Consider the following 17,936-nt stretch of genomic DNA (forward strand, 5'->3'; position numbering starts at 1 on the left):
CGTGAGTGAGAGCAAGGACAGCGAGCCGTCGAGCACCACCGGAATCCCGGTGGGCGTCGTCGGGGCCGGAACCATGGGCGTGGGAGTCGCCCAGTGTTTCGCCGCGGCCGGCCATCCCGTCGTGGTCGTGGATCCGCATCCGGCGGCGCGGGCCGACGGGCCGGAACGCGTGCGCGCCTGGACCCGAGCCGTCCGGCTGCTGCGCGGGGCCGACTCCGGCCCGGTCGAGGAACGGCTGCTCTGGGCGGCCGAGCCGGCCGCCCTGGCCGACGCCCACTTCGTCGTCGACTGCACACCGGAACGCGTCCCCGTCAAGGAGGAGGCCTTCCGGGCCCTGGACCGGATCTGCCCCGACGACGCGGTGTTCGCCTCATGCACCTCGGCGATCCCCATCGGCCACCTCGGCTCCTTCACCGGCCGCCCCGATCGCGTCGTCGGAACCCACTTCATGAACCCTGCGCCGCTGAAGGACACCGTCGAGGTCGCCACCTCCCCGGCCACCAGCGAACAGACCCTCCGGCGGACCCTGGACGTCCTGGCGGTCCTGGGGAAACAGGCGATCGTGGTCGGTGACGGCCCGGGCTTCGTCAGCAACCGCGTGCTGATGCTGACCGTCAACGAGGCGGCGGCCGTCGTGGAGGCCGGTACCGCCGACGCGGCCACCGTGGACCGTATCTTCCAGGACTGCTTCGGGCACGCCACGGGACCGCTGCGCACCGCCGATCTGATCGGTCTCGACACCGTGCTCGACACCCTGGTCGTACTGGGCCGGTTCACCGGCGACGAACGGTTCCGGCCGACCCCCCTGCTGTCACGCCTGGTCGCCGGGGGAAACGTCGGCAGGAAGGCCGGCCGGGGTTTCCATCCGTATCCGTCGAACACATCCACACGTCCCTCGCGGCCGGCAGGAGCTGACACCCGTGTCTGAACACGACATCGCATGGACGACGGCCGGTGACTTCGTCGCGGAGGCCGTGGACATCGACGGCCCGGTGGACATCGCCCTGTTCCAGCGGGCGATCCGCCAGGTGACCGACGAGGCGGAGGCCGTGCGGCTGCGGGCGACCGGTACCACGTCCGTCCACACGGAGTTCACCGACGGCGGCGGTGTGCCGCTGACCATGGTGGACCTGGCCGACGAGGCGGACCCGGCCACCGCCCGCGAGGCATGGCTGCGCGCGGAGCTCGCGGCGGGCAGCGGGGCGGAACAGTCCTCACAGGCTCTGCTCCGCCTGGCCGACGACCGCTTCACCTGGTTCCACCTGCATCCCCGGCGTGTCCTCGACACTTGGGGATGCGCGCTGATCGGCCGCCGCGCAGCCGAGGTCTACACCTCGCTCGCGGCGGGCGAGTCTCCGGCCGCGGGAGCGCTGCCCGCTCTCGCGCGGCTCACCGGGGCCGAGACCGCCTACCGGTCCTCGGCCGCGCCCGAGGACGACGCCGCCTTCTGGCGGGACCGTCTCGCGGGCCTCACCCCGACCGTCCCGGCCACCGCCGCGGCCATGGAAACCACGACAGTGGCAGTGACCGTCCCGCTGCCGGACGCGGGCGCGGAGCGGGTGCGCGCCACGGCCCGCTACTGCGGCACCCATCCACGAGCGGTCCTGCTCGCCGCCGTCGCCGCCCATCAGTACCGGACCACCGGCAAGGCCGACGTCGTCCTCGGTCTGCCTGTGGACGGCCGCTTCGAACGGGCCCTTCAGCGCGTACCGGGCGCGGCCGGGGACATCGCCGCGCTGCGCCTCGACGTACGGCCGGACGCACCGTTCGCGGACCTCGTCCGCCAGGCCGGGCGCGAGTCGCGCCGGGTCCGGCGCCACCAGCGGTTCCGGCACGCCGAAGTGTGCGGTGCCCTGGGAGCGACGCGTCCCGGCTCCCAGCTGTACGAGGTGATCGCCGACGTACGGGAAGCGACGCCGCTCCTGCGTTTCGGCGACCACCGGGCCACCGCCCGGTCCCTCGGCGTCCAGCCGTCCACCGCTTCGAGGTTCCTGCTGGACGAGGACCGGGACGGCCGCCTCCTCCTCGTCGCCCTCGGACCGGCCGGCCCCGACGCCGAGGCCGAACTCGCCACCCGCGCCCGGCACCTGCGTACCCTGCTGTCCGCGGCCGTCTCCGCACCGGGCCACCCTGTCGCCGTCCTCGCCCCGCCCTGCACCGAGGGGCCCACCGCCGAAACCGTCCGGGAGCTGTCCACCGCGGGCCGAACACAGCAGGCGCACACTCTGACCTCGCTCCTCGACGCGGCCGCGCGACGCACCCCGGGCGCCGTCGCCGTCCGGGACCGGGCCGGCGAACTGACCTACTGTGAGCTGCACGAGCGGGCCAACAGGCTGGCCAGGCTCCTCATCGGCCGCGGAGCGGGCCCCGAACGGCTGGTCGGCCTGCTGCTGCCCCGCTCCGCCGACACGATCGTGGCGATGCTCGCGGTCCTGAAGTCCGGCGCCGCGTACCTGCCGCTCGACCCGGCCTACCCCGACGAGCGTCTCCGCCTCATGGTCGAGGACGCCCGGCCCGCCTGCCTGCTCACCGACTCCGCGCACGCCGGACGGGACCTCGGCGCGTCCGGCGAATCCGTACTGGTCCTCGACGACACACCGACGCGTACGGAACTGGCGTCGACCGCGTCGCACCACATCACCGACGACGACCGGGCCGATCCGCTCAAACCCGGTCACCCGGCGTACGTCATCTACACCTCCGGGTCGACGGGCACGCCCAAGGGCGTCGTCGTGGCGCACCGGAGCCTGCCGCCGCTGCTCGCCTGGGTCGAGCAGGAGTTCGGCACCGACGCGCTCAAGCACGCCCTGGCCGCCACTTCGTTCAGCTTCGACGTCTCCGTCACGGAGGTCTTCGCACCGCTGGCCACCGGAGGCATGGTCGAAGTCGTCGGAAACCTGCTGTCGTTGCTGGACGACGAACCGCCTCGCTGGTCGGGCGGCCTCGTCTGCGCGATTCCCTCGGTGCTCGGCAAGCTGCTGGAGCGTACGGACCTCAGCCTCTCGGCGAAGACTCTGGCTCTGGGCGGCGAGGCGCTCTCCGCCGCGCTGGCCGCCCGTGTGGCCACGACGATGCCGGGCACCCAGCTGATCAACGTCTACGGGCCGACCGAGGCCACCGTGTACACCACCGCATGGCGGGCCGACGGCGCACCGCGGGGAGCGGCGCCGCCGATCGGCCGGCCGCTCGGCCACGTTCGCCTCCACGTCCTCGACGAGGCACTCACCCCGGTCGGGCCGAACGGAACGGGAGAGCTGTACCTGGCGGGCGACGGGCTGGCCCGTGGCTACCTCGGGCGTCCGGGGCTGACCGCCGGACGCTTCACGGCCGATCCCTTCGGGCCGCCGGGCACGCGGATGTACCGCACAGGGGACCTGGTGCGCCTCCGGGACGACGGACAGCTCGACTTCCTCGGACGGATGGACGAACAGATCAAGGTCAACGGATACCGCGTCGAACCGGGTGAGGTGGAGGCGGTACTGACCCGCCATCCCGAGGTCACCGAGGTGATGGCCGTCGTCCGCACCGACGACGCGCGGGACGCCCGGCTGGTCGCCTATCTGGTTCCCTCCGACACCTCCGCGGCGCCCGCGCCGGAGAAGCTGCGCGCATGGCTCGCCGAGCGCCTCCCCGCACACCTGGTACCGGCCGAACTCCGTCTCGCCGCCGCGCTTCCGTACACACCCAACGGCAAGCTCGCCCGCGACACCGACCCCGCGCCGCTCCCCGCGCCGTCACCCCGCCCGTCCCCTGCCCCGCCCGAGCCCGTCACCGCCTCGACGCCGCCCCTGCCCGCCACCGTGGCGACGCCCGAGCCCGCAGCCATGGAGATGCCTCGGCCCGCAGCCATGGAGACGCCCAAGCCCGCAGCCGTGGTGACGCCCGACTCGCCGGTCTCCCGGGAGGATCTGGTCGCGGCCGCCTTCGCGGAAGTGCTGCGCGAGACCCGGGTCCCGCGCGACCGGAGCTTCTTCGACCTCGGCGGCGACAGCATCATGTCGATCCAGCTGGTCAGCCACCTGCGGCAGTCCGGCCTCGTCCTCATCCCCCAGGACATCTTCGAGTACAAGACCGTCCAGGCCCTGGCCCGCGTCGCCCGGGAGACCGGGCGACTGGCCACCGGAGAGGACTCGGCGGCCGTGGGTGACGTCCCCCTCACCCCGATCATGCACTGGTTGCGCGACCAGGGAGGGCCCGTCGACGGCTTCCACCAGGCCGTGCTGCTCCGGGTCCCCGGCGGTCTGCGCGTCGACCGGCTGACCACCGCCGTCCAGGCACTGATCGACCACCACGACGCCTTCCGCCTCCGCCTCGACCGCTTTGCGCCCAGCTGGTCCCTGGAGGTCCGGCCGGTCGGCAGCGTTCTCGCCACGGACTGCGTGCGCCGTGTTCCCGCCGACGGGACGTCCGGTGACGGGCTCCTACGGCTTCTGTCCCGGGAGACGGCGCGGGCGCAGCGAGAACTCGACGTGGCCGACGGGCGTATGGCCCGAGTGGTCTGGTTCGACGCCGGCCCCGACCGGCCCGGCCGGCTCCTGTTCATGGCCAACCATCTGGCCTGCGACGGCGTGTCCTGGCGGGTCGTGGTGCCCGATCTCGTGGGCGCCTACCAGGACGCCGAGGCCGGCCGGCCGGTCGCCCTCCGGCCGGTCGAGACGTCTCTGCGGCACTGGAGCCGGGCCCTGACCGAACAGGCCCGTACCCCGGAGCGGCTGGCCGAACTGCCTCTGTGGGAACGGATGCTCGCCGCCCCTCGGACCCGTTTCGCCCGGCGCCCCCTGGATCCCTCCCGCGACACCACGGTCACCGCACGCTCGCGTACCGTCGTCTACGGCGCGGAGCGGGCCCGGCACCTTTTCACCACCATCCCGCTGGCCTTCCACTGCGAGATCAACGACGTGCTGCTCACAGCGCTCGCCGTGGCTGTGCAACGCTGCCTCGACACCGACGAGGACGTGGTGATCGACGTGGAGGGCCACGGCCGTGAGCCGGTGGTGCCCGGAGCGGATCTGTCGCGCACGGTCGGCTGGTTCACCAGCATGTACCCGGTACGCATGGCCCCCGGCATCCCGCCGGACGGGAAGACGCTGCCCTCCGGAGCCGAACTCGGCGACGCCCTGCGCCGGGTGAAGGAACAGCTCCGTGCCGTCCCGGACAAGGGCATCGGCTTCGGCATGCTCCGCCACCTCGGCCCCCAGGAGGCCGGGCGTCGGCTGGCCGCCGCGGAGCCCAGGGACATCGGCTTCAACTACTTCGGCCGTTTCCTGCTGCCCTCAGAGGGCGGGGAGGAGGACTGGACACCCGCTCCCGAGACGGGCATGACGGCGGGCGCCGACGCCGGCATGCCGCTCGACCACCCGCTGTCCGTCAACGCCCTCACCGAGGACACCGCGGAAGGCCCTGTGCTACGCATCGCGTTCTCCTGGGCGAACGGGGCCGTGGACGACGACCGGGTCGACGAGCTGGCCGACACCTGGTTCGAGGTACTGGACGCGCTGGCCGCGCACGCGGCCGAACCGGGCTCCGGCGGTCGCACGCCGTCGGACTTCCCCCTGGTCGAACTCGGCCAGCGGGACATCGAACTGCTGGAACGCGAGTACCCCGGCCTGGACGAGATACTGCCGCTCTCCTCCCTCCAGCAGGGCATGCTGTACCACCTACTCCTCGGCTCGCTGAACAGCCCCGGGAACGGCGGCTCCGAGGACTCGGCACACGCGCTGTACACCGTCCAGTTCTGGCTGGAGCTTGAGGGTGACCTGAACACCAGCGCCATGCGGGCTGCCTTGCGTGCCCTCATGGACCGCCACCGCAACCTCGGCGCCGCCTTCGTCCACACCGGGCTTCCCCAGCCCGTCCAGGTCCTCCGTCCGGGTGTGGAGGTGCCCTGGCAGGAAACGGACCTGAGCGATCTGCCGGAGGAGGAACAGGAACGGGAGACCGACCGGCTCCTGGTCAAGGAGCGCACACGGCCCTACGACCCGTCCCGGGCCCCGCTCATGCGGGTGCTGCTCGTCGACCTGGGCGGCGACCGGCGGCGGCTGGTGCTCTCGACGCATCACATCCTGCTGGACGGCTGGTCCCTGCCCGTCGTGATCGAGGAGCTGTTCACCCACTACCGGGCGCTGGTCACGGGGACCCCGCACGCGCTGCCCGCGGGCACACCGTTCCGCGAGTACATACGCTGGCTGTCCCGCGTCGACGGCGAGGCGGCCGAGGACGCGTGGCGCACCGCGCTCGCGGACTTCACCCCCACGAGAATCGGGAACCGGCACCCCGGCAAGCCACTGCCGTCACGGCACCTGTGGTTCTCCCTCGACAAGGACGTGACCAGTGCCCTGGTGGGCACCGCCCGGCGACACGGCCTGACTCTCGCGACCGTGCTCCAGACCTGCTGGGCGATCGTGCTCTGCGAGGAGACCGGTCACCCGGACGTCGTGTTCGGATCGGTGGTCTCCGGACGGCCGGCCGAACTGCCGGACGTGGAGAAGATGGTGGGGCTGTTCATCAACACCGTGCCCACACGGGTGAGGATCGACCCGGCCGAGTCGCTCGGCGACCTCTTCGCGAGAGTCCAGGACGAGCAGGCCGGACTCCTGCCGTACCAGCACATCAGCCTCACCGACATCCGCCGCATCACCGACAGCGGCGACATGTTCGACACGATGATGTCCTTCGCCAACTACCCCTTCGACGGCGAGTCCCTGCGCCGGCCCGCGCCCGGTCTGGAACTCGTTCGCGCCTCCGGCGACGACCGGCAGCACTACCCGTTGGGTGTGGTCCTCGCCCACCGCGACGACATCGTGACCGTCCAGGTCGAGTACCACCCCCACCTGATCGACCCGGACCGGGCCGACCACCTGGCCCGACGTTTCGTCGCCCTGCTGACCCGCAGCGCGCACACACCCCACAGTGTCGTGGGTTCTCTCCTGTCCACCGACCTGCTCGTGGAGGGCGGCTCGGACATCCTGGTCGCGGACCACGGGCCGACGGCCTCCCCCTCGGCCCTCGACGGAGACACCGGGGTGCTCCTGCCGCTGCGCGAGGAGGGCAACCGCCCGCCGCTGTTCTGCGTACACCCCGCAGCCGGGATCGCCTGGTCGTACGCCGGTCTCACCGGGCCGCTCGGCGCCGATCAGCCGCTGTACGGGCTGCAGGCGCGCGGCCTGGACGGATCACGTGTCCTGCCGGCCTCGATCGCCGAGATGGCGGCGGACTACGTGGCCCAGATCCGCACTGTGCAGCCGACCGGTCCTTACCACCTGCTCGGCTGGTCGTTCGGCGGAACCGTCGCACACGAGATGGCCGTGCAGCTCCAGAGTGCGGGCGAGGAGGTCGGACTGCTCGCCGTCCTCGACTCCATCCCCCCCGCCCCGGACGACCGGGGCGACGACCACCGATGCGGCGACGGACCGGAAGCACCCTCCCTCCGCTTCGGTCCCGACCACGTCATGCGGACGGTCCTGCAGTTCTTCGGATATGACCCCGCCCTCTGGGCCGACGAGGAGATGACCTATCCGCGGTTCCTGGAGATCGCCCGCGCCTACCCGGGACTGCTGGCCACCTTCGACGAGACGATGATCGAGACGCTCTGCCGCGTCTACACCAACAACGCCGTCCTCGCCCACCACCACACCCCCTCCCGGTACACCGGTGACCTGTTGGTCTTCACCGCTCTCGAAACCTCCGCCGAGGCGGCCGCGCGGCAGTGGGAACCGTACGTCGACGGCGGGAAGCCCGACGTGCGTCCCGTGGACTGCCCTCACGCGGAGATGGGACGTCCCGGCCCGCTGGCGGAGATCGCCGAAATGCTGCCGCTACGGGGACCGGACACGAAACCGGACACGCCCCGGTGACCGGGCACGAAAACGCGCCGCTGCCGCTGACCACGGCTCAGCGCGGCATCTGGCTGGGCGATCGGCTTGCGACCCCGGGCCGCTACCACGTGGGACTGTCCCTCGACATCACCGGGCCCTTGGACCCCGGCCTCTTCGAGGCGGCCTTCGCGGCGGCCGTGGCCGAGACCGCGCCGCTTCGGGCCCGTTTCACGGTCACCGACGACGGCGAACCTCGACAGTGGGACGGGCCCTTCCCACCGTGGAACGTCACCCGGGCCGACCTGCGCGCCGACCCGACCCCGGCCGCCGCAGCCATGGCCTGGATGCGGACCGACGTGGCGCGGCCGTTCGACCTCAGCACCGGGCCCCTCTTCCGTACGGCGCTGCTGCGCCTGGCGGACGACCGCTACTGCTGGTACCTGGCCTGCCATCACTTGGTGCTCGACGGCCTGGGCAGCGCCCTGCTGGTGCGCCGGGTCGGCCGGCTCTACGCCGCGCTGGAACGCGGAGAACGGCCGGTGCCCACCCCGCATCCGCTGGACACCCTGCTCAGCGCCGAACGCGCCTACCGGGCCTCGGACCAGGCTCTGACGGACCGTGCCTTCTGGAAGGCCCGGCAGATGGGGGCGGACACGGTGCGTCCGGCCACCACCGGTGGCGTGGCGGCGCGCGGCGGCACCCGCCTGCCCGCCGGGGGATTCGCCCGGCTGCGGGCGACCGCCCGGCGGCTCGGCGTGGACTGGCCGGTGATGGCCACGGCCGCCGGGGCACTCCTCGCGCACGTCCGGGCCGGCGCGGGAGCCCCCGGGGCGGTGGTGCTGGGGCTCCCGGTCCCGGGACGCGACCGGGAGGAGTCGCTGCTGGCCGCCGGTACGGCGTCGAACATCCTTCCGCTGCGCATGGCCGTCCACCCGCACCGCCCGGCCCGCGACCTGGTACGCGCCACCGCGGACGAGATGAGGGCCGTCCTCCCGCACCGGCGCCACCGGTACGAGGACCAGCTGAGCGATCTCGGCCTGGCGGGCTCCGGAAGCTCTCTGTACGGGCTGGCGGTGAACGTCCTGCCGTTCAGCTACGGCCGTGACTTCGCCGGCCGGCCGGCCGTGATGCGCAACGTCGCCGTCGGCCCCGTCCAGGACCTGTCCGTCACCTTGTACCCGGACAACGGCCGCGGCGGCCTGCGCATCGACCTGGACGCCGACCCCACCCGCTACGGCCCCGCCGAGGCGGCCGCCGAGGCCCGCCGCTACGCCCGGCTGCTGTATGGGCTCACCACCGGTCAGGACGACGCCCTCCGCGACTGCGACCCCCTCTCCGCGGCCGAACGCCGCCGCTCGGCACCCCGCCCCGACGGCCGGCCGGCCGCCGCCCCCGCCACGCTTCCGCAGCTCTTCGAACGGGCCGCGTCCGGCTTTCCCGACGCCGTGGCGGTCCAGGACTCCGACACCGCCCTGACCTACCGCGAACTCGGCGCGCGGGCCAACCGCCTGGCGCGGGCCCTGGTTCGCCACGGGGCCGGGCCCGGCCGCACCGTCGCCGTGCGACTCCCGCGCTCCGCCGACCTGGTGACCGCGATCGTCGCGGTGGCCACGTCCGGCGCCGCCCTCGTCCCTCTCGACCCGGACTGGCCGGACCGACGGACCAACCTGGTCCTGGCCGAGACCCGGCCGGTCCGTGTGCTGACGCCCGACGATCTCATCACCCTGCCCTCGGCCACGGACCCGGCGGGCAACCTCGACGACGCGGACCGCGTGAGCCCGCTGCTGCCCGCGCACCCCGCCTACGTGATCCACACCTCGGGATCGACGGGCCGGCCTAAGGGCGTCGTGGTCCCCCACCAAGGCCCGGTGGCCCTGCTGACCGACGCGGCCTCCCCGTTCGGCTTCGGCGCGAGCGACGTGTGGACGCTCTTCCATGCCCCCGCCTTCGACTTCTCCGTGTGGGAGGTATGGGGAGCGCTGGCGCACGGCGGGCGCCTCGTCGTCGTCCCGCACGACGTGACCCGCTCGCCCCGCGCCTTCCTCGACCTCCTCGTCCGCGAGCGCGTCACCGTGCTGAACCAGACCCCGTCCGCCTTCGCCGCCCTGGACCGCGTCGACGCCGAGGACCCGGCCCGCAGCCGCGAACTCGCCCTGCGATGGGTGGTGTTCGGGGGAGAGGCACTGAGGCCGCGAACGCTGCGCGACTGGTACCGCCGCCACGGCGGGAACACCGCGCCCACGCTCGTCAACATGTACGGGATCACCGAAACCACGGTCCACACCACGCGCCGCGACCTGACCGCCGCCGACGCCGACCACGACGGCAGCCCGATCGGAGCCCCGTTGCCCGGCGCCCGGCTCCACCTGCTGGACGACAGCCTGCGTCCGGTTCCCACGGGGGCACCTGGCGAACTGTACGTCGGCGGCCCAGGCGTCGCCCAGGGCTACCTCGGACAGCCCGGCCTCACCGCGCGGCGCTTCGTCGCCGATCCCTTCGGCCCGCCCGGCGCACGCCTCTACAGGTCCGGCGACCTGGCCCGGTGGACACCGGACGGAGAACTCCAGTACCTGGCGCGCGCCGACGACCAGCTCAAGATCCGCGGCCACCGCGTCGAGCCCGCCGAGGCCGAGGCGGCACTGCTCGCCCTCGACGGCGTGGCGGGCGCCGCCGTCGCCGCCGTGCCGTTCCCGGACGGCGAGCCCCGCCTGGTGGGCTACGTGGTCCCGGACCCCGCCCAACCCGCGGACGACCTTCCCGGCCGGTTGCGCCATGCCCTGCGTGCCCGCCTGCCCGCCCATCTCCTGCCGGCCCGACTGGTGCTCGTCGACACGCTGCCACTCACCCCGAACGGCAAACTCGACCGCGCCGCCCTGCCCGCACCGGACCGCCTCCCGCTCCACGACACCGCGCGCCCCGAGCAGGATCCGGTCTTCGCCACCCCGCTCGAGCGGCACGTCGCCGGCCTGTTCACCCGGCTCCTCGGAGCGACCCGGGTACAGCCCCACGACAACTTCTTCGACCTCGGGGGAGACAGCCTGCGGGCCGCCCGGCTGGCCGCCGCACTCCGCTCCGGCCACCACGCCGACATCGACGTCCGCGACATCTTCGACCATCCCACCGTCGCCGCCCTCGCAGCCCGCCTTCCCACGCCCGCCCGCGCCGGGTCCGTGCCGCCCTCCGCCCGCCCGGAGCGCATCCCGCTGTCCCACGGGCAGCGACGTCTGTGGTTCCTGCACCGCCACACCGGCACCGACCGCGCCTACAACGTGCCCCTGTCGGTCCGTCTCACCGGCGCCCTGGACCGCGCGGCCCTCACGGCCGCGCTGGGCGACGTGACCGACCGGCACGAAATCCTGCGTACCGTCATCGAGGAGGAGGAAGGCCACCCCTACCAGCGGATACTGTCGCCCGAAGAGGGCCGACCCCGTCTTGTCGAATCGGCCGCCGCCCCGGACCGCCTGCCGGCCCTGCTCGCCCGGGAGGCCCGGCGCCCCTTCCGGCTCGACCGTGAGACCCCCTTGCGGGCGACTCTGTTCAGCACCGGACCGGGCCGCCCCCACACGCTGCTGCTGCTCCTCCACCACATCGCCTGCGACCACGACTCGCTCGCCACACTCACCGCCGACCTCGAAACCGCCTACGCCGCGCGGCTGGGCGGTGCGCCGCCCACCGGTCTGCCACCGCTGCCCTACCAGTACGCCGACTTCGCGCTCGACCGCACCGTGGACTCCGGCTCCGCAAACGGCCCCTACCCCGACCAGGATCAACTCGCCTACTGGACGCGCACACTGGACGGTCTGCCGTCGCGTGTCGTCCTGCCCGCCGACCGAACGATGCCGCCGACGGACGACGGAGCCACCACCGCGTTTCATGTCCCTGTCGAGCTGCACCAGCGCCTCGCCCGGCTCGCCGCAGGCGAGCGCGCCAGCCTGTTCATGGTCGTCCACACGGCGCTCGCCGTCCTCCTCACCCGCCTCGGCACCGGAAACGACATCCCGATCGCCACCGCCGTCTCCGACCGGCCCGATCCCCGGCTCGACGCGTCGGTCGGCTTCTTCGTCAACACGCTGGTCCTGCGCACCGACACCTCGGGGAACCCCACGTTCCGGGAGTTGCTCGGCCGGGTCCGCGCGGGGGACCTGGCGGCCTTCGCCCACCAGGACGTCCCGTTCGAACGCGTCGTGGAGACGCTGGCCCCGCACCGCCCCGAAAGCGGCCCCCCGCTCTTCCAGGTGATGCTGGTCCTCACTCCGCCACCGCCCGAACGGCTCGACCTGCCCGGGCTGAGCGCCGAGATCACCCCGGTTGCCACCGGCACGGCCAAGTGCGACCTGGCCTTCAGCCTGTACGAGCGCCGTGGCCCTCAGGGTGCCCGCGAGGGCCTGGACGGCGTACTCGAGTACCGCACTGCCCTCTTCACCCCGAAGACCGCCCGCGCCCTGGGCGAACGCCTGGTCCGGCTGCTCACCCGGCTGGCCGATGCTCCGGACACTCCCATCGGCACGGCCGAACTGCTCGCCCCGGAAGAACGTGCCGAACTCCTGCTCCGGTGGGGCTCGACCCCGGCCCGGCACCGCCCGCACGGCGATTCCCCCCGCGGGATCCCGGAGCGGATCGCCACCCACACGCGGCGCGCTCCGCACACCGTGGCGCTGCGCTCGGACACGGAGACGCTGACGTACGCGGAACTGGAGGCCAGGTCCGACCAGCTGGCCGCCCATCTCGTCGCTGCCGGGGTGGGCCGGGAGACCCGCGTCGCCGTGCTCATGGAACGCGGCGTGCTGTACGCCGTCACCGTTCTCGCGATCCTCAAGAGCGGAGGCGTCTACGTACCGCTCGACACCCGGGCGCCCCGCGCGCGGCGAACGCGCCTCATCACCGAGGCCGGTGCCGCCGTGCTTGTCGTCGGCCCGGGCCTGCCCCCTCCCGACGAGCCGCTCCCGAAGGGACCGGCGATCCTCGACGCCGGCGCAGCCCTGGCCGCGCCGGCACCGCCGGACTCCGCGCCACCGGAGGGGCCCCGGCATGCCGGACAGCTGGCCTGTGTCATCTTCACCTCCGGGACCACGGGCGTGCCCAAAGGCATCGCCGTCACCCACGGCGGCATCCTCGCCCTCGCCGCCGACTCCTGCTACGAGCCCACCACCGCCCACCGCATGGTGATGCACTCCCCGCACTCCTTCGACGCGTCCACCATGGAACTGTGGGTGCCCCTGCTCAACGGCGGCGAGGTCGCCGTAGCCCCGCCCGGTGACCTGGACCTGCGGACCCTGCGTCGGCTGATCACCGAGGCCCGCCCCACCAGCCTGTGGCTGACCGCCGGACTCTTCCAACTGGTCGCCGAGGAGGATCCGGCCTGTCTGAGCCGCCTCGACGTCGTCTGGACCGGTGGCGACGTCGTCTCGCCCCGAGCCGTCCGGGCCGTCCGGCGACATTGCCCGGACACCGGGATCGTCAACGGGTACGGCCCGGCGGAGACGACGACCTGCGCCACCTGGCACCAGGTCACGGACGCCGACCTGGCCGACGGCGCCGGCCGCCGTGGCATCCCCGTCGGCCGGCCGCTGGACGGCGGCCGGTGCTACGTGCTGGACGCCTGGCTCCAACCGGTGCCCGCCGGGGTGACGGGAGAGGTCTACCTCGCCGGGCCCGGCGTCGCGCGGGGCTACCTCGGCCGCCCAGCGGCGACCGCCGAACGCTTCGTCGCCGACCCCTACGGCCCGCCCGGCTCCCGCATGTACCGGACCGGCGACCTGGCTCGCTGGCTGCCGGACGGCATCCTGGCGTTCACCGGACGGTCCGACGGGCAGGTCAAGCTCCGGGGCTTCCGCATCGAGACGAACGAGGTCGCGGCCGCGCTCGTCGAACACGACAGCGTGGAGCAGGCCGTCGTGACGGTACGCGAGGACAGGCCGGGGCCGAAACACCTGGCCGCCTACGTGGTCCCCGCCGAAGGCACGCAGGCCGACCCTGAGACACTGCGGCGGCACCTCGCCGGGACCCTCCCCGACTACATGATTCCAGCGGCCTGGGCGGTGCTCGGCTCGATGCCGCTCACCCGGAACGGAAAGCTGGACCGCGCCGCCCTGCCCCGGCCCACCCTTGGGTCCCACTCACCCGGCGCCTCCCGACCCGACGGCAGCCGTGAACCCCGCAACGAACCGGAACGCATCCTGCGCGCGCTCTTCGCCGAACTGCTCCGCGCCCCGACGATCAGCCTTCACGACGGCTTCTTCGACTCGGGCGGCGACAGCATCATCGCCATCCAGTTGGTCAGCCGCGCCTACGAGGCCGGTCTGAGCATCACGGTGAACGACGTCCTCCGCGCACCCACCGTCGTCGGACTCGCCCAACGCGCCACAACTGTGGAAGCCCCGGCGCACCCCTTCATCACAGGCCCGGACGACGGCGCCGGACCGCTCCCGCCGACCCCCATCATCCGCTGGTGGCGCGAACAGGGCGGTGACATCAGCACGTTCAGCCAGCACATGGTGATCCGTACCCCGGCCGGACTGACCACCGACCGGCTCACCGCCGTCCTCCAAGCGGTCGTCGACCGGCACGCTGCCCTGCGGATGCGTCTCGACCCCACCGGCGATGACTGGCGACTCGACGTCCTGCCGGCCCGGCGGATCCGCGTGGCCGACCGGGTGCGCCGGATCCCCGACACGACCGACGGACGGCCGCCCGTCCTGCCGGCCGGGTCTCTGGACGAGGCGCGCAACCGACTCGACCCGACGACCGGGCACTTGTTGGCCGCGGAATTCCTCGACCGGGGACCCGCTCTGACCGGACGGCTGCTGCTCGTCGTCCACCACCTGGCGGTCGACGGCGTCTCCTGGCGAATCCTCCTGTCCGACCTCGCCGCCGCCGACCGCTCACTCACCGCCGGGAACAACCCCGCTCTCACCGCGCCACCCGTGCGGTTCCCGGACTGGGCCCGCACACTGGAAGCCCAGGGAACGGACGGAACCCGGCGCACGGAACTACCTCTGTGGTCGGAAACGGCGACAGCCACGGTGCCCGCACTCGCCGACCCGCTCCCGCCCGGCGCGGACCGACAGTCGTGCGCGCTATCCGCCACCCTGCCCCCAGGCCGGACCCTGCCCCTGCTCACCGAGGTCGGCGCGGCCTTCCACTGCGGCGTCGAGCCCGTCCTGCTCACCGGCCTGGCCCTCGCGGTCGAGGAGTGGAACCGCCGCCGAGGCAGGCCACCAGGGCCGAACGGACTGACCGTCGACCTGGAGTCCCACGGCCGCCCCGACCTGCCCGGGACCGACCTGTCCCGAACGGTGGGATGGCTGACCGCCCTGTATCCGGTCCGGCTGCCCCCCACAGACTGCTCCTGGAGCGACGTGCGGAGTGCAGGAACCGCTCTCGGCCACGCGCTCAAGCAGGTCAAGGAGGCGCTGCGGGCGGTCCCCGACCGCGGGGTCGGCTACGGCATCCTGCGCCACCTCGACCCGGTGGCCCGGCCCGTACTCGACGGCCGGCCCCCTCCCCAGCTCAGCTTCAACTACCTGGGCCGCCTCGCCACCGCGACCGACACGGACTGGAGCATCACCGGGGAACAGGCCACGCCCCGCGCCGACCCCAAGGGCCGCCCGGGGGCGCACGTCCTTGACATCGACGCGCTGACGACCGACGGACCCGAGGGACCCCGGCTCACCGCCTCGGTGAGCTGGACCGCCGGTCAGCTGACCAAGGCCGAGGTCTGTCTGCTCACCGACCTGTGGTTCGCCGCTCTCGACTCCCTCGTCCTGCACGCTCGGACCCGGGGCAGCGGCGGCCGCACCCCCTCCGATCTGCCCCTCGTCCGGCTCGACCAGCGGGAGATCGACCTGCTGGAGGACTCGTACCCCGACCTGGCGGACGTGCTCCCGCTCACCCCGCTTCAGGAGGGACTGCTCTTCCACGCCCTGTACGCGCCGAACGTTCCCGACGTCTACCAGGCGCAGTGCGTCCTCCGGCTCCAGGGCGCCCTGGACCAGGACGTCCTGCGCACAGCGGCCACCGCCCTGCTGTCCCGCCACCCTCACCTGGGCGCCGCGTTCGTCCACCACGGCCTGCGCCGCCCCGTTCAGGTCGTTCCCGCCGCACCCGTCCCGGAATGGCGGCACCTCGACCTCACCCCGGTGTCCGCGAAACGCCGGGAACGGGTCTTCGACCGGCTGAACCAGACCGATCTCGGCCGCCGCTTCCACCCCGACCGCCCGCCGCTTCTCCGCTTCACTCTCACCCGGTGGGGCCCCGACGAGCACCGGCTCGTTCTGACCAACCACCACCTGGTGATCGACGGCTGGTCGATGCCTCTGCTCGTGGGAGAACTGCTCGACCTGTATGCCTGCGGAGGTGAACCGGCGGCACTGCCACCGGTCACCCCCTACCGCGACCACCTCGCCCTGCTGGCCACTCGGGACGAGCCCGCCGCCCGCACCGCATGGCGAGCCGCCCTTCGTGGCCTGCCCGCACCACGGCGCCTGACCCGGACCGTGCCCGGGGACACCGGGCCCGCCACCACGCTGAGCGCCGTCCTGTCCCAGGCCGGCACCAAGGCCCTGCGCGGTCTGGGCAGCGACGGAATCACCCTCAACACCGTTCTCCAAGGCGCCTGGGGCATGCTGCTGGCCCGTCGCCTCGGGACACGGGACGTCGTGTTCGGCACGACCGCGTCGGGCCGCCAACCGGACCTTCCCGGGATGACCTCGATGATCGGCCTGTTCATCGACACCATACCGGTGCGCCTGCGCCTCGACGGCACGGAGACGGCGCGCGAGGCCCTGCGCCGGCTGCGGGACGAGCAGTCCCGTCTCCTGCCGTACCACCACATCGGGCTGAGCGGGATCCAGCGCGCCGTGGGACACAGGGAGCTGTTCGACACCCATCTGGTGTTCGAGAACTATCCGCTGGACCGGGCCTCGGTCACGCGGCCCGCTTCGGGACTCCGCGTGACCTCCGTGACGGGCCGCGACGCCACCCACTACCCGCTGACCCTGGTGGCGTTCGCCGACGACGAGTCCCTGCATCTACGCCTCGACCACCGGCCGGGCGCACTGGAACCCGGCATCGCCCACGATCTTCTGCGCGAGTTGACCCGCCTGCTGGACGCCATCGCCACGCGGCCCGGGCTGCTGGTGGCCGATCTGCTCGACGCGGAATTACGGAACGACGAATCGAAGAGAGAGGCCACCCATGACCAACCCGTTCGACGATGAGAACGCCATCTTCCTGGTACTCGTGAACGACGAGGGCCAGCACTCCCTGTGGCCCCGGTTCGCCGACGTACCGGCTGGCTGGAACCGTACGTTCGGGCCCGACAGTCGCGATGCCTGCCTCCGGCACATCGAGGCGACCTGGATCGACATGCGTCCGAGGAGCCTCGTCGTGGAAGAGCGCTGATAGGCTGGACGGATGAGTGACGGTCCGCCATGGGAGGCGCTGGCAGTACAGGTCGCGGACGTGTCACGTCGGCTCTCTGCGCTCGAGGCCATGCTGGAGACCGGCTCCCGAGACCCGGGTCCTGACGAGGTGCCGACCGATGCCTACCGGGCGCTGCCACAGCTTCGGGAGCACCTGCAGGAAGCGGCGCACGGTGGAGTGCTGTTCGCTGGGTCCGTGTCCGGCCCGGACGGGAAGTTCGTGGAGTGGGAACGGTCCGACGCCACGGACGCGGTTCTGGGTTCCGACTGGTCGGAGGCAGCGTACGCGCTGGGCGCTCTGGGCCATCCGGTGCGGCTGCGGTTGATCCAGGCGCTGGCCGGGGGGCGCACCGCGGTCGCCGAGCTCAGCGAACTGGAAGGGCTCGGCACGACCGGCCAGATCTACCACCATCTGCGGCAACTCGTCTCCGCCGGCTGGCTGGAGACCGAGGAACGCGGTCGCTATCGGATCCCGCCCACCCGTCTCGTTCCCCTACTGGTCATGATCACTGCGGCACGGCGCTGACGACCGGCCCCACCGGCCCTGATGTGGCCCCGCCCTGGCGAGCCGGCCCCCTTCCAGGGCCATTCGGGCCGGGCGCCCTACTCGGCTCGGGCCGTGGTGATCTCCTCCAGGTGCTTCCCTGCTCGGACCACCAGGGCCCTGACCGCGGCGTGAAGGTCGCGCCGAGCGGAGTGA

5 protein-coding genes are annotated in these 17,936 nt (G+C 72.9%); all 5 read left to right on the plus strand.

Annotation, left to right across the window (positions count from 1 at the left end):
* Position 1 precedes the first annotated feature (1 nt).
* Genes Sfr03f_RS22525 through Sfr03f_RS22545 form a run of 5 tightly spaced genes read left to right on the plus strand, consistent with a single transcriptional unit; the run spans position 2 to position 17,762 of the window.
* On the plus strand, positions 2-928 hold the full coding sequence (locus tag Sfr03f_RS22525; RefSeq protein WP_245967701.1) for a 3-hydroxyacyl-CoA dehydrogenase family protein: 927 nt from the start codon (positions 2-4) through the stop codon (positions 926-928).
* Positions 921-7,853, plus strand: coding sequence for a non-ribosomal peptide synthetase (locus tag Sfr03f_RS22530; RefSeq protein ID WP_108955802.1), 6,933 nt, complete (start codon positions 921-923; stop codon positions 7,851-7,853). Before Sfr03f_RS22525 ends, Sfr03f_RS22530 begins: the two co-directional genes overlap by 8 nt.
* Complete coding sequence (locus Sfr03f_RS22535; RefSeq protein ID WP_159105708.1) at positions 7,850-17,032, plus strand: non-ribosomal peptide synthetase; 9,183 nt, start codon at positions 7,850-7,852, stop codon at positions 17,030-17,032. Before Sfr03f_RS22530 ends, Sfr03f_RS22535 begins: the two co-directional genes overlap by 4 nt.
* Complete coding sequence (locus tag Sfr03f_RS22540) at positions 17,010-17,216, plus strand: MbtH family protein (RefSeq protein ID WP_108955804.1); 207 nt, start codon at positions 17,010-17,012, stop codon at positions 17,214-17,216. The genes Sfr03f_RS22535 and Sfr03f_RS22540 overlap by 23 nt, the downstream gene beginning before the upstream one ends.
* 12 nt (positions 17,217-17,228) lie before the next feature.
* Positions 17,229-17,762: an ArsR/SmtB family transcription factor gene (locus Sfr03f_RS22545; protein ID WP_170145133.1), complete on the plus strand. Its 534-nt coding sequence runs from the start codon at positions 17,229-17,231 to the stop codon at positions 17,760-17,762.
* Positions 17,763-17,936: the final 174 nt, after the last annotated feature.

Origin of the sequence: Streptomyces fragilis (genome assembly GCF_003112515.1) — a bacterium.
Taxonomy (GTDB): domain Bacteria; phylum Actinomycetota; class Actinomycetes; order Streptomycetales; family Streptomycetaceae; genus Streptomyces; species Streptomyces fragilis.

Coding starts and splice junctions, on each gene's coding strand:
- Sfr03f_RS22540 (WP_108955804.1), top strand. CDS start 17,010: ATGACCAACCCGTTCGACGATGAGAACGCCATCTTCCTGGTACTCGTG.
- Sfr03f_RS22545 (WP_170145133.1), top strand. CDS start 17,229: ATGAGTGACGGTCCGCCATGGGAGGCGCTGGCAGTACAGGTCGCGGAC.